This is a genomic window from Siminovitchia acidinfaciens (assembly GCF_003605385.1).
Classification (GTDB): domain Bacteria; phylum Bacillota; class Bacilli; order Bacillales; family Bacillaceae_C; genus Siminovitchia; species Siminovitchia acidinfaciens.
Window position 1 is genome coordinate 163,955 of the sequence record NZ_QYTV02000003.1, and the last position, 25,740, is coordinate 189,694.

Annotated in this window: 25 protein-coding genes; 18 read left to right on the forward strand and 7 right to left on the reverse strand. The window is 41.8% G+C overall.

Annotated elements, in window-relative coordinates:
* Positions 1 to 18: 18 nt before the first annotated feature.
* Entirely contained in the window at positions 19 to 1,005 is a 987-nt protein-coding gene (gene trpS / locus D4T97_RS08165; protein ID WP_126049518.1) for a tryptophan--tRNA ligase, read from the reverse strand.
* A gap of 731 nt (positions 1,006 to 1,736) precedes the next feature.
* Here trpS and D4T97_RS08170 point away from each other — a divergent pair.
* From D4T97_RS08170 to pepF, 5 genes are all read left to right on the forward strand, one after another.
* On the forward strand, positions 1,737 to 2,942 hold the full coding sequence (locus D4T97_RS08170) for a putative glycoside hydrolase (RefSeq protein ID WP_235872191.1): 1,206 nt from the start codon (positions 1,737 to 1,739) through the stop codon (positions 2,940 to 2,942).
* Between the two features lie 303 nt (positions 2,943 to 3,245).
* A complete protein-coding gene (gene spxA, locus D4T97_RS08175) occupies positions 3,246 to 3,641 on the forward strand; it encodes a transcriptional regulator SpxA (protein WP_018705420.1) in 396 nt (131 codons plus the stop codon).
* Positions 3,642 to 4,592: 951 nt separating this feature from the next.
* Positions 4,593 to 5,252, forward strand: a complete 660-nt coding sequence (gene mecA, locus D4T97_RS08180) for an adaptor protein MecA (protein ID WP_126049520.1) — start codon at positions 4,593 to 4,595, stop codon at positions 5,250 to 5,252.
* A 395-nt stretch (positions 5,253 to 5,647) separates the two neighbouring features.
* Positions 5,648 to 6,832 carry a competence protein CoiA gene (locus tag D4T97_RS08185; RefSeq protein WP_164525508.1) on the forward strand — a complete coding sequence of 395 codons (1,185 nt, stop codon included), beginning with the start codon at positions 5,648 to 5,650 and terminating at the stop codon, positions 6,830 to 6,832.
* Between the two features lie 111 nt (positions 6,833 to 6,943).
* Positions 6,944 to 8,767 carry an oligoendopeptidase F gene (gene pepF / locus D4T97_RS08190; RefSeq protein ID WP_126049524.1) on the forward strand — a complete coding sequence of 608 codons (1,824 nt, stop codon included), beginning with the start codon at positions 6,944 to 6,946 and terminating at the stop codon, positions 8,765 to 8,767.
* Positions 8,768 to 9,189: 422 nt separating this feature from the next.
* Here pepF and D4T97_RS08195 read toward each other — a convergent pair whose 3' ends face one another.
* The 4 genes from D4T97_RS08195 to D4T97_RS08210 form a co-directional block, all read right to left on the reverse strand.
* Complete coding sequence (locus tag D4T97_RS08195) at positions 9,190 to 10,017, reverse strand: ClpXP adapter SpxH family protein (RefSeq protein WP_126049526.1); 828 nt, start codon at positions 10,015 to 10,017, stop codon at positions 9,190 to 9,192.
* The gene (locus D4T97_RS08200) at positions 10,017 to 10,418 is read right to left on the reverse strand and encodes a globin domain-containing protein (protein ID WP_126049528.1); all 402 of its coding nucleotides are present in this window, start codon (positions 10,416 to 10,418) and stop codon (positions 10,017 to 10,019) included. The genes D4T97_RS08195 and D4T97_RS08200 overlap by 1 nt, the downstream gene beginning before the upstream one ends.
* Before the next feature lie 172 nt (positions 10,419 to 10,590).
* A complete protein-coding gene (locus D4T97_RS08205; RefSeq protein ID WP_126049530.1) occupies positions 10,591 to 11,247 on the reverse strand; it encodes a lytic transglycosylase domain-containing protein in 657 nt (218 codons plus the stop codon).
* 2 nt (positions 11,248 to 11,249) lie between these two features.
* On the reverse strand, positions 11,250 to 11,834 hold the full coding sequence (locus D4T97_RS08210; RefSeq protein ID WP_126049532.1) for a CYTH domain-containing protein: 585 nt from the start codon (positions 11,832 to 11,834) through the stop codon (positions 11,250 to 11,252).
* 604 nt (positions 11,835 to 12,438) lie between these two features.
* On the opposite strand from D4T97_RS08210, the gene D4T97_RS08215 reads away from it, so the two are divergent.
* The 3 genes from D4T97_RS08215 to D4T97_RS08225 are packed head-to-tail and all read left to right on the forward strand — an operon-like array spanning position 12,439 to position 14,831.
* Positions 12,439 to 13,080 carry a GTP pyrophosphokinase gene (locus D4T97_RS08215; RefSeq protein WP_126049534.1) on the forward strand — a complete coding sequence of 214 codons (642 nt, stop codon included), beginning with the start codon at positions 12,439 to 12,441 and terminating at the stop codon, positions 13,078 to 13,080.
* Between the two features lie 28 nt (positions 13,081 to 13,108).
* Positions 13,109 to 13,909, forward strand: coding sequence for an NAD kinase (locus D4T97_RS08220; protein WP_126049536.1), 801 nt, complete (start codon positions 13,109 to 13,111; stop codon positions 13,907 to 13,909).
* Positions 13,910 to 13,916: 7 nt separating this feature from the next.
* On the forward strand, positions 13,917 to 14,831 hold the full coding sequence (locus tag D4T97_RS08225) for an RluA family pseudouridine synthase (RefSeq protein WP_126050231.1): 915 nt from the start codon (positions 13,917 to 13,919) through the stop codon (positions 14,829 to 14,831).
* 175 nt (positions 14,832 to 15,006) lie between these two features.
* Here the strand turns inward: D4T97_RS08225 and prpE are convergent, their stop codons facing one another.
* Positions 15,007 to 15,744 (reverse strand): bis(5'-nucleosyl)-tetraphosphatase PrpE, encoded by a 738-nt coding sequence (prpE, locus tag D4T97_RS08230; protein ID WP_126050233.1) that lies wholly within the window; start codon positions 15,742 to 15,744, stop codon positions 15,007 to 15,009.
* A 321-nt stretch (positions 15,745 to 16,065) separates the two neighbouring features.
* Between prpE and mgtE the strand changes: the two genes are divergently transcribed.
* The 4 genes from mgtE (at position 16,066) to D4T97_RS08250 (ending at position 21,580) form a co-directional block, all read left to right on the forward strand.
* The gene (gene mgtE, locus D4T97_RS08235; RefSeq protein WP_126049538.1) at positions 16,066 to 17,442 is read left to right on the forward strand and encodes a magnesium transporter; all 1,377 of its coding nucleotides are present in this window, start codon (positions 16,066 to 16,068) and stop codon (positions 17,440 to 17,442) included.
* A gap of 475 nt (positions 17,443 to 17,917) precedes the next feature.
* Complete coding sequence (locus D4T97_RS08240) at positions 17,918 to 19,765, forward strand: monovalent cation:proton antiporter family protein (protein WP_126049539.1); 1,848 nt, start codon at positions 17,918 to 17,920, stop codon at positions 19,763 to 19,765.
* 207 nt (positions 19,766 to 19,972) lie between these two features.
* Entirely contained in the window at positions 19,973 to 20,755 is a 783-nt protein-coding gene (gene fabI / locus D4T97_RS08245; RefSeq protein WP_126049541.1) for an enoyl-ACP reductase FabI, read from the forward strand.
* Positions 20,756 to 21,034: 279 nt separating this feature from the next.
* The gene (locus D4T97_RS08250) at positions 21,035 to 21,580 is read left to right on the forward strand and encodes a CotO family spore coat protein (RefSeq protein WP_126049543.1); all 546 of its coding nucleotides are present in this window, start codon (positions 21,035 to 21,037) and stop codon (positions 21,578 to 21,580) included.
* Positions 21,581 to 21,665: 85 nt separating this feature from the next.
* Here the strand turns inward: D4T97_RS08250 and D4T97_RS08255 are convergent, their stop codons facing one another.
* The gene (locus tag D4T97_RS08255) at positions 21,666 to 22,235 is read right to left on the reverse strand and encodes a CotY/CotZ family spore coat protein (protein ID WP_126049545.1); all 570 of its coding nucleotides are present in this window, start codon (positions 22,233 to 22,235) and stop codon (positions 21,666 to 21,668) included.
* Positions 22,236 to 22,351: 116 nt separating this feature from the next.
* On the opposite strand from D4T97_RS08255, the gene D4T97_RS08260 reads away from it, so the two are divergent.
* The 6 genes from D4T97_RS08260 to spoVAE all read left to right on the forward strand — a co-directional run bounded on the left by D4T97_RS08260 (position 22,352) and on the right by spoVAE (position 25,694).
* Positions 22,352 to 22,708, forward strand: a complete 357-nt coding sequence (locus D4T97_RS08260; RefSeq protein ID WP_126049547.1) for a DUF1360 domain-containing protein — start codon at positions 22,352 to 22,354, stop codon at positions 22,706 to 22,708.
* 105 nt (positions 22,709 to 22,813) lie between these two features.
* Positions 22,814 to 22,999, forward strand: coding sequence for a hypothetical protein (locus D4T97_RS08265; protein ID WP_126049549.1), 186 nt, complete (start codon positions 22,814 to 22,816; stop codon positions 22,997 to 22,999).
* 347 nt (positions 23,000 to 23,346) lie between these two features.
* Complete coding sequence (locus tag D4T97_RS08270; RefSeq protein WP_126049551.1) at positions 23,347 to 23,820, forward strand: YhcN/YlaJ family sporulation lipoprotein; 474 nt, start codon at positions 23,347 to 23,349, stop codon at positions 23,818 to 23,820.
* An 11-nt stretch (positions 23,821 to 23,831) separates the two neighbouring features.
* Positions 23,832 to 24,308 carry a stage V sporulation protein AC gene (gene spoVAC, locus D4T97_RS08275; protein WP_126049553.1) on the forward strand — a complete coding sequence of 159 codons (477 nt, stop codon included), beginning with the start codon at positions 23,832 to 23,834 and terminating at the stop codon, positions 24,306 to 24,308.
* Positions 24,308 to 25,324 (forward strand): stage V sporulation protein AD, encoded by a 1,017-nt coding sequence (spoVAD, locus tag D4T97_RS08280; protein WP_126049555.1) that lies wholly within the window; start codon positions 24,308 to 24,310, stop codon positions 25,322 to 25,324. Before spoVAC ends, spoVAD begins: the two co-directional genes overlap by 1 nt.
* A 13-nt stretch (positions 25,325 to 25,337) precedes the next feature.
* Positions 25,338 to 25,694 carry a stage V sporulation protein AE gene (gene spoVAE / locus D4T97_RS08285; protein WP_126049557.1) on the forward strand — a complete coding sequence of 119 codons (357 nt, stop codon included), beginning with the start codon at positions 25,338 to 25,340 and terminating at the stop codon, positions 25,692 to 25,694.
* Positions 25,695 to 25,740 lie beyond the last annotated feature (46 nt).

Consider the following 25,740-nt stretch of genomic DNA (forward strand, 5'->3'; position numbering starts at 1 on the left):
GAATTTTTATATTTACTGTTATCTTTTTCTCCCAAGGCCCATGGCATTCTCCATTTTTCTCAACATGCGGTTTGCTTTAAGCTTTGCTCTTTCGGCACCTTCATCAAGAATATCATCCAGCTCTTTCGAATCAACAAGTTCATAATATCTTTCCTGAATCGGTGCTAACGCCTGGACAACAACCTCGGCCAAATCTGCTTTGAAATCTCCGTATCCTTTTCCGGCATAATCTGTTTCAATCTCTTCAATCGTTTTCCCGCTCATGATCGAGTAGATTGACAGCAGGTTGGACACCCCTGGTTTATTTTCACGGTCAAACTTAATAATTCCTTCGGAATCTGTCACCGCGCTTTTGATTTTCTTCTCAATTTGCTTTGGTGTATCAAGTAAAGTGATGAAAGCCCTCTGATTGGAATCAGATTTGCTCATTTTCTTCGTTGGCTCCTGCAAAGACATGATTCTTGCTCCAACTTTAGGGATTCTAACTTCAGGGATTGTAAAAATTTCATTGTATCTATTGTTGAATCTTTCAGCAAGATCTCTTGTAAGCTCCAGGTGTTGTTTTTGGTCTTCACCCACAGGTACGAGATCAGCTTCATACAGCAGAATATCCGCTGCCATTAAAGGCGGGTACGTTAACAGGCCGGCAGAAACAGCTTCTTTTCCAGTTGACTTATCCTTGAACTGGGTCATTCTTTCTAATTCACCGATATATGAAATACACTGGAGCATCCAGCCGGCCTGCGCATGTGCAGGCACCTCTGATTGAACGAATAAAGTTGCCTTCTTATGATCAAGGCCGGCAGCAATATACAGGGCTGCTAACCCTCTGATATTTTTCCTAAGTTCAAGCCGGTCTTGTGGAACAGTGATCGCATGCTGGTCAACTACACAAAAGTAGCAATCATAATCATGTTGTAGTTCAATAAATTGTTTAATTGCACCAACGTAGTTACCAAGGGTTATAACTCCGCTTGGCTGAATTCCGGAAAAAATCTTCTTCATATGAAATCCTCCTAAAATAAGCGCAAGCGCCCCGCTTAGCCTCCTTCATCGCAAGACGATAGCCCTTAAGAAAGTACGTGGGAATTGGCTTGTGACATCGGGGGACAGGGCGCTTTAGCCAGATATTATTATTTCTAATAGAAAGTATAAAATAAGTTAAAATAATTGTTTCGAATTAATGTCTAGCTCCAGGCGCCATCGGCTCGAGGTCACAAGCCCCGCGGAAGCTTATTCAGGAAGAATGTGCTCCTGCGGCACAGCATATTCAATGAAGCGTATGTTTCCCTCGTCGCAAAGCTTCATGAAGTCTAATCAAGGAAGCTTCTCATGATGTAATTGAAGTCAGCAGCTTTGCTGTGGTGGCTGAAAAGCTCCCTCATCAAAATTCGTCTTGTGCTTGTCGCCTAAGGCTGCGCGCCTTGCGCTTTTCTTTATTTCTTTTGAAAAACCATTCGTCATGAAAATAAGACGAATGGTTATTAATGATGAACCATTAATATAAGCTGCAAAAAAATATGTAAAATATGTGTAAGTTCTATCATCAATCTACTTTTTTATTATATCTGTTGGCTGCACGACAATCAAGCAGACATGCTGTTTCATCTTACTTTAGTACTAGAAGTAACAGGAAAAAACAATCATTTCATTCTCATGTAATAATTGCTAAAATAGTAATGAATTAACGGATATATAAGGAGTAATAACCGGGAGAAAAAGGAGAGTAGGACATTTTGAGATTTAGAAAGCTGCTGACTACTGCAGGATTAATTGGCATGTTGATGCTTACATCCCAGCCTGCATTAGCGCAGGATGATAAACAGATCCACTCCAATGCGAAAAGGGAAACAGCAATAACAATGAAGCCCTTGCCGTTGGAATCACCTCGCTTTGTATATGATTCCGGCCTGACATTTGAATATCCGGATGCCATACGCGGTATTTATGTGACAGGGCACTCGGCAGGCGGGAGCCGTTTTGATGAGCTGATGAAGCTCATAGATTCAACCGACTTAAATGCAATGGTCATAGACATTAAGGATGACTGGGGAAATGTGACATTCACAGGAGATAAAAATTCGCCATTTGCTAAAATCGGGAAAAGCTACATAAAAGACCCGAGAGGCATGCTTGAAAAAATGGAAGAAAAACAAGTTTACCCTATTGCAAGGATTGTGGTCTTCAAAGACTCTATTCTGCCTAAAGAAAAGCCTGAACTCTCTTTCCAGGATGGAGGTAAAGTTTGGGTTAATGGAAGAGGCGAAGCATTCGTCAATCCATTTTTAAAAGAGGTGTGGGATTATAACGTAGATATTGCCATCGAGGCTGCAAAACTTGGATTCCAGGAAATCCAATTTGACTATGTCAGGTTTCCGGAAGGGTTCGAGAATCGTGATAAACAGTTGAAATATGGAATGGGCGAGTATAAAGACATGAAGGAAGACAATGTGCAAAAGCGCGTCCATGCCGTTACCGATTTTGTTGCATATGCACGGGAAAAATTGAAGCCGTACGGAGTCAAAGTATCCGTGGATATTTTTGGCTATACAGCCACTTTACCTGAAGCTCCGGGCATCGGCCAAAACTTCAGCAAGATATCTGAGAATGTAGATGTCATTTCGTCGATGATTTACCCTAGCCATTGGACTTCCTACTTTGGTATTGCAAAACCGGACTTGGAACCTTATAAACTTGTCCATGAATATGCAAAAGTGGAAAATAAAAAGCTTTCGGAACTGAAGAATCCTCCAATTTCCCGGCCATGGCTCCAGGATTTCACGGCTTCCTATCTAGGAAGTGGAAATTATCGTGTATATGGAAAAGCTGAAGTGGAAGCGCAAATCAAGGCGCTTTATGATTCAGGGATAGAAGAATATTTACTTTGGAATGCAGGCAATACATATTCCAAGGGAGTGGATTACACCCCAGGCACAAAGTGATCAGCTGATAAAATGAATGGAAAAATAAAGATGGGGTAAATTATTTAAGAAAAAGTTCAGATAAGAGCGTTTCAAACTAACGCTTTAAGGGTAGTAATATATTATATCCAACTATAACAGAATGAAAACCGGGAGGAATACAGCATATAAAAATTCCAAAAAAATCTATTCATTAAGGCATAAATAGTGTATAATACATAATATAAAGTGTTTCATAATAGTAACTCTAATGTAGGTTACTTAAAAGCTGAGCAAAAATAACCCTTAATATATTTTAAAATAAAATGGGAGTGTGCTTAAAATATGGTCACATTATACACTTCACCAAGTTGTACATCTTGCAGAAAAGCAAGAACATGGCTAGAGGAGCAGAACATTCCATATACAGAACGTAATATCTTTTCAGAGCCGTTGAGCCTTGAGGAAATCAAAGAAATTTTGCGTATGACCGAGGACGGTACGGATGAAATCATTTCAACGCGTTCAAAGGTATTCCAAAAACTAAATATCGATTTGGATTCCCTGCCGCTCCAACAGTTGTTTGATATTATCCAAAAGAACCCTGGTTTGCTCCGCAGACCAATCATCCTAGATGAAAAACGTCTGCAAGTGGGCTACAATGAAGACGAAATCAGACGTTTCTTACCTCGTAAAGTCAGAACGTATCAACTTCGCGAAGCGCAGAAAATGGTAAACTAAGCTAGCTTGCGTAAGCATATTAACAAACCTTCATGCTCTGTATCAGATGTATGAAGGTTTTTTTGGTAATACTGAAGAAATGTGTTTGCTTTGTCCGAAATCTTGTTTGCCCGCCCTAAGCAATGCCTAATGCCCAGCTGCAGACGGCAGGGGCTCGAGGTCGCTTCGGTCAGGCCAATGAAGATAAAGGGCGACTTCACAGGCCTGGCCTCCGACGGACAGGAGGTCCTAGTGCCACAGAAGCCACAGGATGTGGCGATTTGAGGCGGCCAGCGCTTGTCGCCCCTAAGCAGCCGTCTTGCGCTTTTCTTTGTCCAGCTTCAGCGCCTATCGACTAGCAGACACTTCGCGCCTCCTCCTACGGTAAGTCAACATCGGCTCCTTCGTCACCGTGTTTCCTTTACCTCGTCGAAGGCACTCTAGTCGATGGACAGGCGCTTGCGCTTTTCTTATTGTCCAGCTGCAGACGGCAGGGGCTCGAGGTCGCTTCGGTCAGGCCAATGAAGTCAAAGGGCGACTTCACAGGCCTGACCTCCAGCGCTTGTCGCCCCTAAGCGGCCGTCTTGCGCATTTCTTATTGTCCAGCTCCAGCGCCTAGCCCCTCGAGGTCACAAGCCGCTTCCCTGTGGTGGCTGAGGAACTGCCTCCTCGGGAATCGTCTTGTGCTTGTCGGGGCTAAGCAAGGCGCTTGCGCTTTTCTTTAATAACTGTCGAATTTTTGGAAAAATTGCTTGATTTCCTCCGATTTATTGGTTAAGATAAGCGGAACAATGATAATCTTTCATAGGCGTTTGATGGTTTATAAAATGGGAACAATTATTGTTTCCATTTTGCAAACGTTTATCATAAAATAAAGAGTACAAGGGGAAGACTAATAAATAATTTATACCTTTGTCGGGATAAATTGTCCCTTCAACACCGCCACCCTACAAAAGAAGGGAGAGTTGTATTGTGGAGATTGAGCGTATAAATGAAAATACAGTAAAATTTTATATTTCATATGTCGATATAGAAGAAAGAGGCTTTGATCGCGAAGAAATTTGGTACAGCCGCGAAAAAAGCGAAGAACTGTTTTGGGAAATGATGGATGAAATCCATCATGAAGAAGAATTTGTGCCGGAAGGCCCATTATGGATCCAGGTTCAAGCATTGGACAAAGGATTGGAGGTCTTAGTGACTAAAGCACAGTTGTCCAAGGATGGACAAAGGTTTGAACTGCCTATTCCTGATGAAAAGCTCAAGGACCTACCGATTGACGAAAGGATCGAAGAGTTTCTTGACCACCACTTGCAATTGAATCATTATGAGCGATCTGATGATGATTTACTTGAATTCATTCTAATGTTTAATGACTTTGAGGATGTACTTGCACTTGCCAAGCGGCAGGGGCTGGAAGAGATCGAAACAAAGCTTTTTGCGTATGAAAATAAATATTACTTATACGTGAAGTTTCCAGATGAGGAATCTGACGAAGATCAAATAGAAGATGTGTTAAGCGTCCTTCTGGAATATGGTCACGAGTCAGCGTTTACAATTCATCGCCTCGAAGAGTACGGCAAAAAAATTATCGACCATGATGTATTCAATACCTTAAATGAATATTTCGCATAAAAACCGATTTCAGTGAGAATCGGTTTTTTTGTTTTTAGAAGAAGTAAAAATCAGATAAAAAAATTTCTTCGAATTATGATCTGCTTTGTCCAGTTCCAGGCGCCATCGGCTTGAGATCACAAGCTTCCAGGAGGCTTATTCAGGAAGATTGTGCTAGCTTATTCAAGGAAGCCTTGTTCAGCTCGTTGCAAAGCTGCATGAAGCATTTATGGAGATGCTGCTCACGATGTGATTGAAATAGGCTGCTTTGCTGCGGTGGCTGAAAAACTCCCTCATCAAAATTCGTCTTGTGCTTGTCGCCTAAAGGCGGGCGCTTTGCGCTTTTCTTTTTTTCCGTTAACAGGAGAAACGGGCTAGGTTGGAGAATACTTTAGAGAAAGAAAGGAGTGAGTTTGTTGTTAACCGCGTTGACAAATGAAGGTAAATTGATCACGCTGCTAGGTGAAATGCGGGAGCAAGTCATTCAATTACGGAAGCATCAACGATTTTTCTGTCCAGCTTGCAAAGAGGCTCTCATATTGAAAGCAGGCCACGTGCGAATTCCCCATTTCTCCCATCGTCACCATTCACAATGTAAAAATACCACCTCTGAACCGGAAAGTTCCAAGCATTTAAAAGGAAAGCAGGATTTATTTGAGTGGTGCAGGTCTAACCGACTGGATGTGTCACTAGAGCGATATCTTCCGGATATCAAACAGCGGCCAGATCTCCTTGTAGAGAAGGATGGTGAGCAGTTTGCCATCGAGTTTCAATGTACGCCTATTTCCGTCCATGCTGTAGACAAAAGGTCGAAGCGTTATTTGGCGCAAGGTATTACTCCGATATGGATCGTCGGCGGTTTGCCATTCCATAAAAGAAGGGCAAGTGAAATGTTCGAGTTGACGGAATACCATTGGTCACTAACATTCAGAAATCAAGAGAATGTAATTCTTGCAGGGTATGAACCTGAGAGTGGAATCGTGTCTTTACTTTCTAATATAACCCTGTACACCCCGAGAAAAGTCTTTGCACGGCTGAAGAAGATGCCGCTCCCCATGATTAAGTTTCCCCTCCCGATAGTTGACAAGCTGGATCTCCCATTAGAAAGATGGTTTAATGAAAAACAGAAATGGGTTCAGCAAAAGGTACGATATGGAAATCTGGTCACAGATCCTTTTTTAAAAGCTGTATATATGGACGGGTCCAACCCATTTCTTTTATCTCCTCTTATAGGCCTGCCGGTTGTTTACATGGAAATCTTCCTTTCGCACTCAGTGGAATGGCAGTTTTTCATATGGACCGACTGCCTGGCAAAGTTGAAACCTCACAAGAAAATCTCACTTAAATATGTTAACTATAAACTCCGGAAAAGAATTGCAAAAGGGGACCTTGTTTGCCGAGTACTTCCGCTTCACGAGGAAAATAAATGGGAAAAGGCTGTATGTGCCTACTTTCGATTACTTGAAGATTTGTTTTATTTTCAAAAGACAGGGAAAGACTTATATAGAATGGTCCGGGACTTACCTAGGCCAAACCATATCGAAGAAGTGGGATTGCAAACCGAAGAGATACTAGTAAAATGGATGGAGTATAGATGTTAAACAATTATGACTTTCCCTGCAGTACGGCAGGACTTTTTTATTAAAAAGAGAATATGTAATTATAGTTTAATGAAAAATTTGGTATTAGACAAAACGAACGGAGGATTTTTTATGGCACAAGACACTAATGTAAAGACACTTCCAAGCCGGTCAGAGGTTGCAGAAGAGCTGACATGGCGACTGGAGGATATATTTAAAACGGACGATGAATGGGAACAGGAATATACCTCTATCCAGGAAACGATTCAAGAAGGGGAACAGTATAAAGGCAGGCTGGATGAAAGTGCAGATACATTATTCGAAGCATTGCAATTCCAATCACAGCTTTCAGAACGGATGGGGAAATTATATACATATGCACATATGCGTTATGATCAGGATACGGCCAATTCGCATTATCAGGGATTCAATGCACGCGCTGAATCACTCTATTCCAAATTTGCAAGTGCTTTTTCATACGTTGTACCTGAGATTCTTGATATGGATGAGAGTAAGCTGGATCAGTTTTTAGAGGAAAACAAGGGTCTTCAGCTTTATAAGCAGGCGTTAGATGAGATCAACCTGAAACGCGGGCATGTATTGAGCGCGGAGCAGGAAGCTTTACTGGCCGAAGCATCGGAGGTGCTTGGTTCATCAAGCACGACCTTTGGCATGTTGAATAATGCTGATCTTGTTTTTCCTGTTATTAAAGATGAAGACGGCAATGATGTCCAGCTGTCACATGGCAATTACATTCAGTTCTTGGAAAGCCAGGATCGGAAAGTACGTGAACAGGCATTCAAAAATGTGTATGAAACTTATGGTAAGTTTAGAAATACATTTGCCAGCACCTTAAGTGGAGCAATTAAAAAGGATAACTTCTATGCAAAAGCGAGAAATTACGATTCAGCCAGACAGGCGGCATTAGCAGCGAATAATATTCCTGAAAGCGTATATGACAATCTCGTCTCAACAATTAATAAAAATCTTAATCTTCTTCAACGGTATGTCGGCTTGAGAAAGAAAGTTCTTCAGGTTGATGAACTGCACATGTATGATCTTTATGTTCCGCTTGTAAAAGAAGCGAATATGAAGGTGAAATATGAGGAAGCCAAGGAACTCTTACTGGAAGGGCTGAAACCGCTTGGTGAGGATTATAACAATATTTTGAAGGAAGGCTTTGAGAACCGCTGGGTGGATGTTGTGGAGAATAAGGGAAAGCGAAGCGGTGCCTATTCTTCGGGAACATATGGGACAAACCCGTATATTTTAATGAACTGGCACGATAACGTGAACAATTTATTTACGCTGGCGCATGAATTCGGTCACAGCGTGCACAGCTACTATACCAGAAAGTCGCAGCCATACCCATATGGCAATTACTCCATTTTCGTGGCAGAAGTGGCTTCTACGTGTAACGAGGCTTTATTGGGCGATTATTTGCAAAAAACAACTGATGACAAACAAAAACGCTTATATTTAATCAATCATTATTTAGAGGGCTTCCGCGGAACTGTTTTCCGCCAAACGATGTTTGCTGAGTTTGAGCATTTGATTCATCAAAAAGCACAAAATGGCGAAGCATTGACACCTGATTTGCTGACAAATGAATACTACGAACTGAACAAAAAATATTTTGGAGAAGAGAATCTTCATATAGACAAAGAAATCGGACTTGAGTGGTCACGGATTCCTCATTTCTACTACAATTACTACGTGTACCAATACGCTACAGGGTTCAGTGCGGCAACAGCTTTAAGCCAGCAGATATTGGATGAAGGGGAAGAAGCCGTCAAACGCTACATTCAGTTCTTGCAAGCGGGAAGCTCCGATTATCCAATTGAAGTATTGAAAAAAGCAGGGGTCGATATGACATCAGCTGCACCAATCGAAGCAGCTTGCAAGGTTTTCGAGGAGAAGTTGAACGAAATGGAACAGCTCTTAAATGAAATGTAGATGGGGTGGACCTGTCTAATAATTTTCTGAAAATGGAGCAGGTGGAAAAGTCTTTCCATCTGTTTTTTATTTTGCGTTTTACATTTTTAAGCTGCTTCCACGGTGGATACATAGGCATGTATCCGCCTTGTTTACGATTGAAGCTCGATTCTCTCTTAATGAAAACCTTTAAATTTATTCCGGCCGTTTATAAAGGAAAAGAAAATAAATATAGATATGAAAAGCAGCGGTGAAGTAATGTAAATAGGAACGAGCTGCATGAGACCCAGCAGATTAAGATAAAAACTTATGATGAAGAAAAGGACTATCAATCCAATCAGTATTTTTCTCAACCGCATAATCCCTCCGTTTCTTCTGCTCTGCTTCAATTTTTATGCAGAAGAAGCAATAATATGAGAAAAAAAAGAAAGGCGCTATGCGCCTTAACTGAACTGTAAATATTTCCAATATGAGCCGTTGGCAGTATTTATCTTTTCAACCTTCCGCTGTAGCTGTAGCTTTTTCATCTTTCTTTCCATTTGTTGATAGGGCATATCGTAAATGACTGAGAGGTCATGGGTTGAAACGATAGACTGCCCTGATAAATATTTTTCCAAGGGAGGAATTTTTGTCGGGTGTGCATACCCGCCCAGCATTTCTTTTAAGATTTGAACGTAAATGGAATAAGAATAAAGACCTGTTATTTTCAAACCTTCATCTTCGATATGTTCATTGAAAAAAACCATGGCAGGCATTTCCAACACATTCATTTCAGAAGAAATTTTAATATCGCATTGAAATGCTCTGGCTGCGCTTGACGAATAGATGTCACGGATAAATTCCTTGCTGTCTAATCCAACGCTGATTGCACATTCTTCCAATGTATTGATGTCCGTTACATTAGCCTGTTCGGCGAAAAGCAGCTCCTGTAGTCTTCTTAAAAATCGGATTCCCGCTCTTTTTCCCTGCAGTTCGGCCGCTTTGATGCTGATGGCCGCCAAATGCGGGACTACAGCTCCCTGCTCAGTATTATATTGGTCCCTGCAAAAAGGTCGCTGCCTTCTTTGCTTATTTCCGCCGTTTAATACAGTTAAATCTCCACACAAAACATGTTTTAGCGTAAAGTAATCTCCATACTGCAGTTGGAGTTTTTTTATGATTGGGGTCATCAGCCAGCAATCTTCACAAAAAGGATCGATGAATACATATATTTCAATCGGTTTATTTCGAACGTTTTCGAGTTTAACCAAGTTTTGAGCTTTCCATTCCATCACGGTGCGTCACCTTGTGCTTCATCAGGTGTATTGACCATATGGTTGGCTGTTATAGCCAGCCTTGAATAAAAAAACTCCCGAAAAGTGGGCTCAAGTTCCACTTCATCCATTGCATCACTCATGCAACTAAGCCAAGCTTTTGCTCGAAGAGGAGTGATTTCATGGGGTAAGTGCCGTGCCCGCATCATGGGATGGCCATGCTCTTGTGAATATATTGGAGGACCCCCTAGGAATTGTGTTAAAAATTGTTTTTGTCTTCTGGCAACTTCCGTTAAGTCTTCAGGAAATATGGGAATCAAGTCGGGATGATTTCCAACCCGGCGATAAAAGGCATCCACAAGGGAGGAAAGCTTTTCTTCCCCGATTGCGTCATACGGCATCAATCGTTTTTCAACCATATGAATCGCTCCTTTTTCTAAAATAGTATGTACATTGTATCAACGGCGTAAAAATAACACAAATAAATAGCATTTTGGTGAAAAAGGGGGATTGACACAATAAAAAAACCCTGTTATATAAAACAGGGTTTTTTGATGAATATATCGAAATCAATCTATTTCGGGGTTTGTTCTATGCGAAATAGGTGTCTGTCACTTTTCGAACATAGTTTTGAGTCTCTTTAAATGGGGGAATCCCACCAAACTTGTCCACATTTCCCGGCCCGGCATTATAAGCAGCTAGTGCCAGCTTTACGTTCCCTTTATATTTATCAAGCATGCTTCGTAAATATTTAGCACCGCCCATGACATTTTGCTCCGGATCCATGATGTCCGTCACCCCTAGCCCGCGTGCAGTAGAAGGCATTAATTGCATTAATCCGGCCGCACCAGCGCGGCTTACCGCACGTGCATTGAAATTGGATTCATGTCGGATGACTGCTTTAATTAATTTGGAAGGAAGGTTATATGTATCCGCAGCCCGCTGGATGATACTTTCGATGGCTGAACCATGTTTTTGATTAACTGCATGTTCATTATATAAGTTTGCAGATTTCCCGGACTCTGCCAGCCCATGGATATAATACCCGCTACTTTGGAATACCTGGCCGAGCTTATTCAAATCGTTTGGCGTCTGACCAAGTGAACCGGCAGACGTCTGTGATTGAATATATTCCTGAAGTAAACCCGCAAACGATGAAGCTGGAGTACTGGAATTGGATGGTTGTCCGTTAAAATTTTGCAAGGATTGCCATTCAAGCAATGCCTTGATCTGCCCCAGTGAATTCAACGCTATCCCTCTTTCTTGGCATCAAAAAACCTTTTTATTTTATTATCGGCTTTTATGAATGGGATGTTTAGTTCGTGAAAAAGCCGGTAAAAATCACTTTCCCCTTGTGATAAATAGTGTTCATCTACTTCAAACTCAACTTCGAAATCTTCTTTTCCTAGATATTTACTGTGGTCAAACATTAGCTGCCCGTGTTTAAAAGGAATTTCTGCCCGATCCGTTTGCAGCAGGCCTTTATAATCCAAGGAGGCAGGCGATATATCCATTAACAGCAATTCATCCCTAACTTCTCCAGGCGGAAAAGTCTTCTCTTTGAGCAATGCCTGGGCCTGGTCGAAGGAAATGGATTGATTTACTTCAAGCACGCCTACTTCTACTGCTTTCTTGAAGGTAAGTTCAAAGCCGTTATTCACTTCCCTAATCCGAAGAGCCGATTTTCTTTTTCCAAGGGAGAGGTCCTCCGTATCAAAATAATGATTTTTTTGAGTGATGAACTTTTTTTCACTTACTTGAAAAAAATGCAAAATCTTATTGAAGTTCTCTTTGCTCACCATGTTTTTAAATTCTATTTCAATGTTTCTTCCCAATACCGCTCGTCCTTTCTGAATGAATAAGAACGCATGAAAATCCAAAAAAATTTATTCAAATGAAGATGGGAGTTGGCTAGCTACGACGTACAGGACGTCCTAGTGCCCCCAACGCCCACGAAGTGTTAGTGTAAACGAAGCGACAGGACAAGGAAAGCTTTGGCAGCGTTACTTCGGACGAAAGAAAAGCGTTAGCTTTTTCAAGGATGTTGCGCCCTGAGCCTGCCGAAGCCATAGGGATGTGGCGGTCCGAGGTGGACTGGCGCCATCTGCACAAACTGAGAGGAAGCATATTCAGGATGAATGTGCTTCTGTGGCTGAGATTGTTCGAGGGAGCTATGTTTGTCTCGTCGCAAAGCTGCATGAAGCCTATTCAAAGAAGCATCTTTGGTGGCTGAAGAAACTCCCTCATCAAAATCTCCTTGTGCTTATCGCCTAATGCTGCACGCCTTGAGTTTTCTTATTTATATTTTATTATCGCCTTTTTCAACTGATAGTTCAATGTATGAACTGGAACTTTGTGCTAAAATGAGTTCGTAATATATAAATAGGATTTTTTATAAGACCATGGGTTAGAAGCAAGAGTCATGAGGTGAGTAATATTATGAATCATTGGGATCAATTTTTAGCGCCATATAAACAGGCAGTGGAAGAGTTGAAAATAAAGTTGAAAGGGATGAGAGGGCAATTTGCGGAAGAACATGTCCACTCACCGATAGAATTTGTGACAGGACGTGTAAAACCGGTTGCAAGCATTCTCGTAAAAGCCAACTTAAAGAACATTCCATTAGATAAATTAGAAACGGAAATCCAGGATATTGCTGGGCTTAGAATGATGTGCCAATTCGTTGATGATATTAAGACAGTTGTACAGCTTCTAAGGAAAAGAAATGATTTTCGTATTGTGGAAGAGAGAAACTACATTTCTCATAAAAAGCCAAGCGGATACCGTTCTTATCACGTGGTTATCGAGTATCCGGTGCAAACGATTCATGGCGAAAAGAAAATCCTGGCCGAAATTCAAATCCGAACACTCGCAATGAATTTTTGGGCAACAATCGAGCATTCACTTAATTACAAGTATCAAGGACAAATACCAGAAGAAATCAAAGCTCGGCTTCATGCTGCTGCCGAGGCTGCCTTCAGGCTTGATGAACAAATGTCGCAGATCAAGGATGAAATCCAAGAGGCACAAGTTTATTTCACAAAAAATAGAGAAGCATATGAACTGCCCGATGGGAAATAATTACTGCTGACGGGAAAGGATGGACGCAATGAGATTTGCTGTACTTTCAAAAGGAGATTCAACATCAAACTCCTTGATGCAAAGAATCATCACTTATTTACAAGATTTCGAACTGATTTATGATGAAAAGGAACCCGATATTGTCATTTCTGTCGGTGGAGATGGAACGCTACTTTATGCATTTCACCGGTACAGCTCAAGATTGGATAAGGTTGCATTTGTAGGGGTCCACACAGGGCATCTTGGGTTTTATGCCGACTGGCTCCCTGATGAAATCGAAAAGCTTGTGATTGCCATTGCAAAAACACCTTATCAAGTCGTTGAATATCCACTGCTTGAGGTGATCATTCGTTATCGCCACGGCGGTAAAGAGACGAAGTATCTTGGTATGAATGAATCAACTGTCAAAAGCACTGTCGGAACGCTCGTCATGGATGTGGAAATAAGAGGCGAGCATTTTGAACGCTTCCGGGGTGACGGTCTTTGTGTTTCTACGCCATCCGGAAGTACGGCCTACAATAAAGCGTTGGGCGGAGCCATTATCCATCCTGCCATCCAGTCGATTCAACTGGCTGAAATGGCCTCCATCAATAACCGGGTATTCCGAACAGTCGGTTCCCCGCTCATTTTGCCTGCCCATCATACGCTTATGCTTAAACCAGTTTATGTGCATGATTTTAATGTTACAATCGATCATCTAAGTGTAATGCATCGTGATGTTAAATCAATCCAATTCCGGGTAGCAGATGAAAAAGTTCGGTTCGCACGCTTCAGGCCGTTTCCATTTTGGAAAAGGGTCCACGATTCATTCATTTCGGATGAAGGATAAAACTGATATGTCAAATTTTATGCTGGAGTGGGTTGTGTCACAAAAACAGGCAGGAAAAGATATCAAAACATTTTTAGCAGAAGAGCATATTTCCAAAAGAGCCTTGACGGATATTAAATTTACCGGAGGGTTTATAGGTGTTAATGGACAAGAACAGAACGTCCGTTATTTCCTAGAAGAGGGCGATAGGCTGAAAGTTGTTTTTCCGCCTGAACCTGTCAATCTAACCCTTGAAAAAGAAAATATCCCCCTTGATGTTATCTACGAAGACCGGGATATTTTGGTTATAAATAAACGGCCTTATATGAGCACAATCCCGTCAAGGGAACACCCGGCGGGCAGTGTGGCAAATGCCTTGGCCCATTATTATGAGGACAGGATGGCAATTAGAGCTGCAGTTCATATAGTAACTAGATTGGACAGAAATACTTCTGGGCTGTTATTAGTTGCAAAGCATCGCCACGCACATCATTTATTCGGGATTCAGCAGGCTAAATCAACAATTCACAGGGCATATGAGGCGATAGCTTCGGGTGTTTTTCAGAGAAAAACGGAAGTCGTTGATGCGCCTATCGGGAGAAAACAGACAAGTATTATCGAAAGGGAAGTCAGGCAAGACGGAAAAAGAGCTGTTACAGTTTATGAAGTGAAAAAACAGTTGAATGAGGCTGCTCATCTAAAACTGAAGTTGGAAACGGGAAGGACGCACCAAATCAGAGTTCACCTCGCATATCTTGGGCACCCTTTATTAGGTGATGAATTGTACGGGGGGCCAACAGAGCGTTTCAGTCGGCAAGCATTGCATTGCTGCGAACTCTCTTTTTACCATCCCTTGGAAAAAAGAGAGATGTATTTTAGTGCCCCGCTTCCCGATGATATGCAGAAGTTATTAAAGGAATTGGAATACCCTCCAAAAAGTTGAGGTAGCCACGGATGCACGGACATATCAGCCGATGATTGGAGATGCTGCGGGTGAACAGGAATACGCGCGGATAAGCGGATTGATGGAGTTACCCTCAGATAAGCGAAAATCCCCGCGTATGAGCGTAAAATCCCCGCAGATAAGCGAAAAATTCTCACGTGGGCCGCTATCGGGCCTAAGAAAAATAACCGAATTTTTCAGAGATATATGGCATGGAAGATGGGACAGAAACAGTTTCAATTTCGGGATAACGAAATGCTGTCAGTTTACCTCCAAAAACGCAGCCTGTATCAATATTGATTGTCTTTCCGACGGTTCGGGGTTTATGCACGGGAGTGTGTCCATATACGATAAAAGGCTTGCCGTGATATTTCTTTGCCCAGTCCCGTCTGACCGGCCTGCCATCCGGATGGAATTCTCCTGTAATATCCCCATAAAGCACAAAAGTCTTTACACTTTTATTAACTTTTCCGATGTAGTCTTCCCTGATGCCCGCATGGGCGATAACAAGATTACCTTCGTCGAGGCTTTGATAAAGTGGACTGTCTTCATATAACTCCATGAACAATCTTTTATAATGGTTTGCTTCTTTTTGTGAGAGGTTGTCCAGTTCGGCTACAGTTGTTTCCAACCCATGCGCAATTTGGACTTTTCTGCCGAGAAAATAACGATAAAGTTTATTGCAATGGTTGCCGGGGACATAATAACCTCCATGATGCTTCCAAAGTGTCCAGACGGCTTTTATGACCTTTAATGAATGCGGTCCCCTGTCTGTCAGATCGCCAACAAATCCGAGGACTCTTCCTTCCGGATGGATGGGCACCCCGCTTTCCCAAGAATAGCCGAGCTCCCGTGTCAGGCTTTCAAATTCCGAAAAACAGCCATGAATATCACCAATGATGTCTATATTCAATGTAATCACCTGTTTCTTTCAGTTTTTAGGTTTTCTTATTTTTTGTGAGGAAATTATAGATTTACAAACCTGTAGATGACTTTATTGTCGCTCGTCCAGCTTTGACACACAGGATGTGTCAGTGCCACCGACGTACAGGAAGTACCAGTGTTGTTTACCCGCACTGGTCAACGTGCTTGGGCTCTTTGAATAAAAGGACTCCTTGTTATTATTGTATTCATCGGTTACATTTCATTCAAATATAGTCATGACCTTTTATAACGACAACCTTGTTAAGATTTGTTAGGATTAGAAGGACAGGCGGAGAGGAGGCGCAGAGTGATGGTTGAAATCAATCAGGAAGAACAGGAGCAGTTGAATGAAGAACTGCTGATAGAAACATTGAATAGTGAGAACATTATAGGGTTTCGGGAAGAATTTTTATATTTACATCCATACGACCAGGCGAAATTTTTTACAAAGATTGCTCAAGAAGAGCGGTTGAGGATATATCGATTTTTATCACCAAAAGAAGTATCCGACTTTTTCGAGGTTTTAGAAATTGATGACGATGAATATAAAGATATATTGGCTGAGATGGAACCCCAATATGTTGCAGATATGCTGTCACACATGTTTACGGATAATGCTGTTGACGTACTGAATATGCTGGATAAGCTACAGGCTGCCAGCTATTTGACGATTATGAACAAGGAAAGTGCCCAGGAGATCAAAGACCTTCTTCATTATGAAGAGTCGACAGCTGGAAGTATTATGACCACGGAGTATATTGCTATTTCGGCCAATCAGACGGTCCGCTCCGCCATGCATATTTTGAAAAATGAAGCACCAACTGCAGAAACTATCTATTACGTATTTGTGATTGATGATGACAGGCGGCTTGTCGGAGTTATTTCTCTGCGTGACCTAATTATCACCAACGATGATACGATGATTTCAGAGATTATGTCTTCACGTGTTGTGTCCATTACCGTAGATGCGGACCAAGAAGATGCAGCGAAGCAAATGCGTGATTATGACCTGTTGGCATTGCCGGTCGTGGATTTCCAGAATCATTTATTAGGTATCATAACTGTAGATGATATCATCGATGTCATTGATGAAGAGGCTTCAGATGACTACTCGAAACTTGCAGCTGTAATGGATGTGGATACGATTGACAAAAATCCGTTTTCCGCAGCAAAAAAACGTCTTCCCTGGTTGATCATATTGCTGTTTTTGGGGATGTTTACGGCCAGCCTGATTGGAAGGTTTGAAAACACATTAAATCAGGTATCTATATTAGCAGTATTCATTCCACTGATTGCCGGTATGGCAGGAAATACTGGCACCCAGGCACTTGCGGTGGCTGTTAGGGGGATTGCGACAGGTGAGTTAGAAGAGGAAAGCAGATGGAAATTGGTCATAAGAGAAGGCGGAACAGGGCTCATCACTGGTTCCATTTGCGGATTGCTGGTAGTCATCATTGTGTTTTTATGGAAAGGTGAACTGTTCCTTGGGTTTCTCGTGGGTGTTTCCATACTGGCATCCCTTTTCGTCGCAACACTGGCAGGAACTCTCGTGCCACTTTTAATGCATAAGTTGAAAATTGACCCGGCAGTCGCTTCTGGACCTTTCATTACTACGATGAATGACTTGACATCCATATTGATTTACTTTGGCTTGGCGACATTGTTTATGAGCTATCTAATTCATTAGTGAGCGAATGCGGAAGCGCCTGCTCGGTGCTAACCGCTTCGAGCTCATAACATCTGTTTATCGAATGACACTTCCTGTTTGCCGGCAGGCCTCAAAGCAGACGTCCCTGAAAAAGTTAAGGCTGTTTATACAGCTGAGCTTTCCTTGTCCTGCGGTTATTAAGCTGTTTTGTTAAAAATCTGATTAAATAATTGTTGCGAATTAATGTCTACTCCGACGGACAGGAGGCCAGGCGCCATGGACTCGAGGCCACAGACCACGAGGAAGCTTGTTCAAGATGTTTATACTCCTGCGTCATAACTTTTTCGAGAAAGCCTTGCTCAGCTCATCGCAAAGCTGCATGAAGCATATTCAAAGAAGTTTCTCACGATGTAAAAGTAGCTTTGCTGTAGCGGCTGAAAAGCTCGCTCTTCAAAATCTTGAGTGTCTCCTAAGGCTGTGTACCTGACGCATAATAAAACGGAGGAAGAAGCATATGGAAACTGAATCATCCTTACTTTCCCTTGTTATTGTATTACTAGTTGCCTTTTTTACACCGCTTCTTCTTCACCGTTTTCGTCTTTTTTTTATCCCGGTTGTAGTAGCGGAAATTATTATGGGCCTGATTATCGGTAAAAGTGGATTCAATTTAATCCATCATGATGCGTGGCTTGATACGCTGTCAACTCTCGGCTTTATTTTTTTAATGTTCCTCAGTGGTGTAGAAATTGACTTTTCCGCTTTTAGCGGAAAGCAGAAAAAGGCGACGCTTCCAAATGGCAGATTGGAACCGAATCGGTTAGCCGTTTCTACTCTTATTTTTACTGGGATTCTTCTATTATCATTTTTACTCTCTTATCTCTTCGTACTTGCAGGGTTCATTCAAAACCTGATGTTGATGACTCTGATCATTTCGACTATATCACTTGGTGTAGTTGTCCCGACTTTGAAGGAAGCAGATCTAATGAAGACGGGCATTGGTCAGATTATTCTTCTGGTAGCCGTTATCGCAGATCTTGTAACCATGATTCTTCTCTCGGTCTTCGTATCCCTGTCAGGTGACGGCGGCGGACAAATGTGGCTACTGCTTGTTCTGTTTGCAACAGGAGTGGTTTTTTATTTTATTGGCGTCCGTTTTAAAAACGGAAATTTCTTTGCACGCTTATCGACGGGGACTGTACAGATCGGTACCCGGGCAATTTTCACTTTAATTATTGTTCTTGTCGCATTATCTGAATCTGTTGGTGCGGAAAATATTTTAGGAGCATTCATTGCCGGGGCTCTCGTTTCACTGCTCAATCCGAATCAAGGCATGATCCGGCAGTTGGACTCGTTTGGTTACGGATTTTTGATACCTATATTTTTTGTCATGGTGGGCGTAGATCTGGACTTATGGTCGCTGCTAAGCAATAAAAATATGCTGTTATTGATCCCACTTTTGATTATTGCATTATTCATATCCAAGTTTTTCCCGGTACTTATCCTAAAGCGCTGGTATGATACGAAAACGGTGATTGCATCCGCATTTCTATTGACTTCCACTTTGTCGCTTGTAATTGCAGCTGCCAAAATTGCAGAGAGAATCAATGTGATTTCAGCCGAAATGAGCGGCACATTAATTCTTGTAGCTGTTATCTCATGTATTTTAACCCCAATCATGTTCAAAAAGTGGTTTCCGAAAGAAAATGCAGAGAAAAGGAAAATCCGGGTTGTCTTTATTGGTGCAAACCAAATGTCCCTTACTGTTTCCAAGGAGCTGAGCGGTTCACAATATGAGACCTCGCTTGTTCACAAGAAAATTGAAAAAGCTGATTCACAGACAGCCGATTCCGCTTTTGACATCCAAGAAGTTGAAGGGTATGATCATGAGTTTTTAGAAAAAGAAGAGGTGTTCGATGCAGATATCCTTTTCATCTCAACAGGAGACGAGGAACTGAATTCAACGCTTGCTGTAGCTGCCAAAGAGCGAAAGGTTGAGCGGGTCATTGCACGGATTGAAAGTCCTGATCTTGCAAAAGCCCTGACAGAACAGGATGTTGAAGTTTTTTCAACTTTACTTGCAACAACAGCATTGATGAAAGCATTGATAGAGTCACCTAATATTGCAAACATCATGACGAGTGAGGAGACAGCACTGCACGAAATCCGGATGATGAATCCTGAATACGATCAGATGACGCTCCGTACGTTTCCTTTTACAGGCGATGTTATTATCGTTAGGATATTTAGAGGAAAAGATTCCATTGTACCTCACGGAGATACGGAACTGCTGATCAATGACCGATTGATTGTAACAGGATCAACGGAATATGTAGAAGAATTGACAAGGGAACTTCAATATTAGAAATAATATTTGAGAGAATCTAGTTTACAAACTAAAAAGCAGTCGTGTATGATTAGTACTAGGTGCTAATAACTTGTAACAAGAAAAACGCAAGTGCTCGTCTAGCGAAGTGTGCTAGTCGCTGAGCGCTGGAGTTAGACAAGAAAATTATCCATGTTGTAGAATTTTATAATTTCCTGTTCAAGAAAAATTTTTAAAGGAGGAATTATTATGCTTTCTTTGGATGGAAAAACCTTTGTGGTTATGGGTGTAGCAAATAAACGAAGCATCGCATGGGGTATCGCGAGGTCTTTACATAAAGCAGGAGCCAAACTTATTTTTACATATGCGGGTGAGAGGCTCGAGAAAAATGTCCGTGAATTGGCGGATACCCTCGAAGGGGAAAAATCATTGGTTCTTCCCTGCGATGTGACAATTGACGAGGACATTGAAGCTTGTTTCAGCAAGATCAAAGAAGAGGCAGGACCGATTCATGGAATCGCACACTGTATTGCATTTGCAAACAGAGAGGAACTAGATGGGGATTATTTGAACGTAACACGGGAAGGTTTCCTTTTGGCTCATAATATCAGTGCATATTCTTTATCCGCTGTTGCAAAAGCAGTTCAAAAGCTTAATGCAATGCCAGAAGGCGGAAGCATCGTTACGATGACATATCTTGGCGGAGAGCGTGTAGTGACGAATTATAATGTGATGGGTGTTGCAAAGGCGTCGCTTGATGCAAGTGTCATGTACCTGGCAAGCGATCTCGGCAAACACGGAATCCGTGTAAATTCAATTTCTGCAGGGCCTATCCGTACATTATCTGCCAAAGGAATCAGCGATTTTAACAGCATCTTAAAAGAAATCGAAGAAAAAGCTCCGTTACGCAGAACAACGACACCAGAAGAAGTGGGAGATACTGCAGTATTCTTATTCAGCGACCTATCGCGCGGAATTACAGGGGAAAACATTCACGTTGACTCCGGTTACCATATCATGGGGAGCTAAGTAAAGTAGTCTGTCGGGTATCGCCTGCAGCCATGAAAAAAGTGCTCTAAGTGGCGCTCAATCCTGACTCTAAGTGCAATAGAAGAAGGCTTGGACTACAAAGTTGATTATTAGTCACCAGCGTAATTCATGTTCGAATTAAGAACTCAATAAATAAAAAATATTATATAATCAAAGAACTGCTGCTTATGCGGCAGTTTTTTTATTTTATAATAAACGTCCGAGAGGGGGGGGGCATACATATAATATGAAAGTTTCAGCGATGGAGGGGTGCGCCCTATGGAAAAAAAAGAGAAGTCTAATTCAAAAAAGCCTTTATTATATATCGCTCAGCCTAATTTTCAGGAACCGAAATACCAAATGCAAAACGAATACAACACAAATACAGACAAACCGGCTGCATCACACAGGAGAGAAAGAGTTGCGCCTGTTGAGCAGTCAAATGTAAAAAAAGGAAGTTCCAATTTCAATGAAGAGGAAGAGTTTATTTTTCAGTCCGAGGAAAAACAGACTGAAGAAATTCAAGTGGAAAAACAAGCTCCAATTTCGGCGGCGGATTATTTTAGGCATCATACACATTATAGCGAGCCTACCAGAGGCAGGCTTACCCCTGTCAAATCGTTTGTCGCTATGACAATTGAGGAGAAGCTACATCATTTATCCACAAAATCTCAATTTTACAGCTGCACATTTACTACGGCGGCAAATAGGGTATTTGGGAAGCTGCATGCTGTCCAAGAGGATGCCATTGTTGTAAAGACAGAATCGGGGGAATACTTTACGATTGAAAAAAAAGATCTTAAAGCCATCCGTATTAATGGATAAGTTAGAAGTTACAGCGTTGACAATGGTTTAAACGCCTCATATGTAAAAAGACGGAAATGGCAGTTTCCATTTCCGTCTCTGAGTATTAGTCGTCGCATATATCTAAATCAACATCTGCAATACATTGAACAGCACAGAAGCAGTGAAGATCAACAGTCACACAGCTGTTGCTGCGACCCCAGTCTCTTACTTCGCAAAGTTCGGCAAAGTTGATTTTTCCATGTTGATCCAGGATATCAACAACAGTTTTTCCATCCTTTTTCAGAGGAACAAGAACTCTCAATGTAGCACAGCAATTATCAAAAATTTCTTCCACCCGGAAAAAGACAGATACACATTTACCCATATGCCCTCTGAAAAGCGCCTTGAACAACTCACCATTTTTAAGAGTCAATGTAAATACTCGAGTATCGGCATGCCTGCGTCCACGAACACCCAAATCTCCCAACGGTTCAACAAAGCAGTTTGATGTGCACGGCTCGCACTCTTCTTCTGCCATATCTTGAATATCTTTAATTGCCCTAACTACTTGACAAACGCAATTTAAATTACAACCGCCACGGCAACCGCTACTGCTACTGCTACTGCTTTCATGATGATGATGATGATGAGAGGGCTGTACCGTGAAGGATGATTCCATTTCTTCGAAGCTCATCTTCAAATTCCTCCTTATATAGGTCATTTACATTAATAACATATTAATCAATGGGTAAATGGGTAACGGACAAACGCCTGTTTTGCATAAAATAGGCAATTGAAGGAGTTGAGGCAATGGAAATGTCATGGTTTGAATTTCTTTTATTCAGCGTCGCCGTATTTCGGCTGACGCGGCTTTTTGTCTTTGATACCATCACTGAATGGTTAAGAAGGCCGTTCATGGATGAACGCGAGGAGAAGAATGCTGAGGGAGAAGCAGAGGTTTATTATGTTCCAAAAGAAAAAGGAGTTCGAGGATGGATCGGTGCCCTTATCAGTTGCTATTGGTGTACTGGTGTATGGGTATCAATCGCTTTATTCCTCATGCGTATCTACCTCCCCGGTTTTTATAAACCAGTTGTTCTAGTGTTTGCAATAGCTGGCATTGCTGCCATATTAGAAACATGGGTACAGTCAAAAAAAATGTGGTAATTTGGGATTTTGGGAAAACGAATGCGAAAGAATCTCATAAAATATATTAGGTGCGAATGCATCTAAAACAAATGTAGGAAGTGAGACATTTGGAAAAAAACTCTAGTGGAAAAAAAACAAGTATGTACAACAGGACGAATTATAAAAAGAGGAGAAGAGGCTGCGGGTGTGGTGCACCGGTTAAAAGGCCAAAAGCATACTAATGGGCAGGATTTTCAGTTGAATGGAGTTATTTATAATAAGCAGGGAAATTCAAAAGATGAATTTCCCTGCTTATTTTTAAAGGGTTAAGAAATACAAAGTTAGACTCATTATTGTCGGGTCACAAGCCACAAGGAAGTTTTTTCAGGATGAATATTCTCCCCCGGCACAGCCAGTTCGAGGAAGCGCATAGTTCTCTTGTCGGTCTGAAGCAAATTCGGTGATGTTTCTCACGAAATGATTTAAATCGGCCTTTTATGGGGTGCCTGAAAAATTCCCCCATAAAAATTTTGCTTGTATTTGTCTCCTAAGGCTGCGGGTGCCTAGAGATTTTTTATATGAAGACCATAGTGTTTAATGTAAGTTACACATTTCTGTTCATAATTTGCAAGGAATGGTGAAAAATAAAATTACCATTCTTCAAAGCGGAGGTTGACATGCTTAGCAAATCAATAATAATGACCGTCATTGTACTAATGCTGTCCGCATGTGCCTATGATGACGGAAAGGAGCACAACGAAAGTGATTCGGCCTTGTTAAAAACGACGAGTCCGCCGCCTATAGAACTTAAGCAAAGGGAAGAGAAAAAGTCAGTCGCTTATCAAGTCAGGGAGGAAGTTTCGAAAATAGATGAAATTTATGATGTGGCAGTAATTGAAGGAGATAAGAAAATCATCGTGGCATATAAGGTGAAACATTTAAAAAGATTTAAAATGAAAAAAATCGAAAAAGAGCTTACGGAAAGATTAAATAAAGAATATCCTGACGACAAGTTTATCGTTTCCAGCGATTATAAAATTTTTTTAGAGGCCATTAGGTTGAAAGAAGACTTGGACGAAGATAATTTATCAAATGATGAAGCTGCGAAGCGGTTTAAGAAAATTGTCCGTTTAAAAGAAGAGATGACATAGGAGAGAAGCAGATGTCCAGCAAAAATAAGAATAAAACCCCGGAACAAATACAATACGAACAGCTGCAGAAAAAACATGAAACGGAGAGGCCCATCTTAAAAAACTGCATAAGGGCTTTTTTAGTGGGTGGAACGATATGCGTTATCGGCCAAGCAATCACATATGTTTATATTTACTATTTCAATTTTACTGAGCAGACAGCAGGTAACCCAACGGTGGCTACAATGGTTTTTCTTGCTATGCTTTTGACAGGATTTGGGGTTTATGACCGACTTGGCCAATTTGCCGGGGCGGGGAGCGCAGTTCCGGTCACGGGTTTTGGAAATGCAGTCATTTCATCAGCGATTGAGCACAGAAGTGAAGGCTTAGTAACAGGTGTAGGCGGAAATATGTTTAAGTTAGCAGGATCCGTAATTATGTTCGGTGTTTTTTCCGCTTTTCTTGTGGCCCTGATTAAAACAGTTTTATTCAAGTGGGGAGGATTATAATGCTTGTTGGCAGTCAAACGTGGGTCTTTGATCGGCAACCGGCCATTCTATCTACGGGGGTGGTTGGCGGCCCATTTGAAAAGGACGGACGGCTTACTAATGATTTTGATAAATTCCATGTAGATCTTTGGATGGGGAAAGATTCATATGAGAAGGCGCAAACTGTCTTGCTTGAAGATGCCGTTGATATAGCACTTAGAAAAAAAGCGCTAAAAGGTGAAGACATTCAATTCTTTTTGGCAGGTGATTTGATAAATCAAATTACACCGACCACTTTTGCCGCAAGAACTAATCAAATCCCTTATCTTGGATTGTTCAGTGCCTGTGCCATTTCCACTGAGGGTTTGGGGTTGGCTGCGATGATCATCAATAATGGCGGGGCAGAGTACATACTTGCCGGAGCTTCCAGCCATAATGCCTCGGCAGAGCGTCAATTCCGCTATCCGACAGAATATGGAGGACAGAAGCCGCCAACTGCACAATGGACGGTAACAGGAGCGGGTGTGGCTCTTGTTGGATCGGGAAACTTAGTCGATTCCCCGCATCCGAGAATTACGTCCGCCACTATTGGAAAAGTGATAGACATGGGGTTGACCGATCCGTTTAATATGGGAGGAGCTATGGCTCCTGCTGCAGTTGATACAATTCAAAGACACCTGTTTGATCTGGACTTAGATCCGTCCCACTATGATCTGATTGTCACCGGGGATCTGGCCGAAGTGGGTAGGAATGTCGCTTTGGATTTGTTCGGGCAAAAAGGTGTATCAATTGAAGAAACTCAGTTCCAGGATTGCGGCCTTCTTATATATAAAAAGGAGCAGGATGTTTTCGCGGGGGCCAGCGGTCCTGCCTGTTCAGCAGTTGTTATGTACGGCCATTTGCTAAACGAGATGAAATCGGGAAAATATAAAAGGATCTTGTTTGTCGCGACAGGCTCCCTTTTATCGCCGCTTTCATTCCAACAAAAAGAGTCTATCCCTTGCATCGCTCACGCAGTTGCCATCGAATATATTTAAAAGGAGGGTTTTCATGCTCGCCATGTTTTTCTGGGCGTTTGTCATTGGCGGCGCCATATGTGTGATCGGGCAGCTCATGTTTGATGCTGCCAAGCTTACACCGGCCCATACATTAAGTGCAATGGTTGTGTTTGGTGCAATACTTGCGGGATTTGGCCTATATGACCCGCTGATTGATTTTGCCGGAGCCGGAGCAACCATTCCGATTACGAGTTTCGGAAATTCGCTGGTACATGGAGCGATGCTGGAGGCCGATAAGCATGGTCTTGTCGGTGTAATGACAGGAATGTTCGAAGTCACATCTTCGGGTATCTCGGCCGCCATTGTGTTCGGATTTCTCGGAGCTCTGATATTCAAACCCAAGGGTTAAATGGTGATCGCTTATAGTAAAATATCTAGAGCCGGAAGGGTTATTT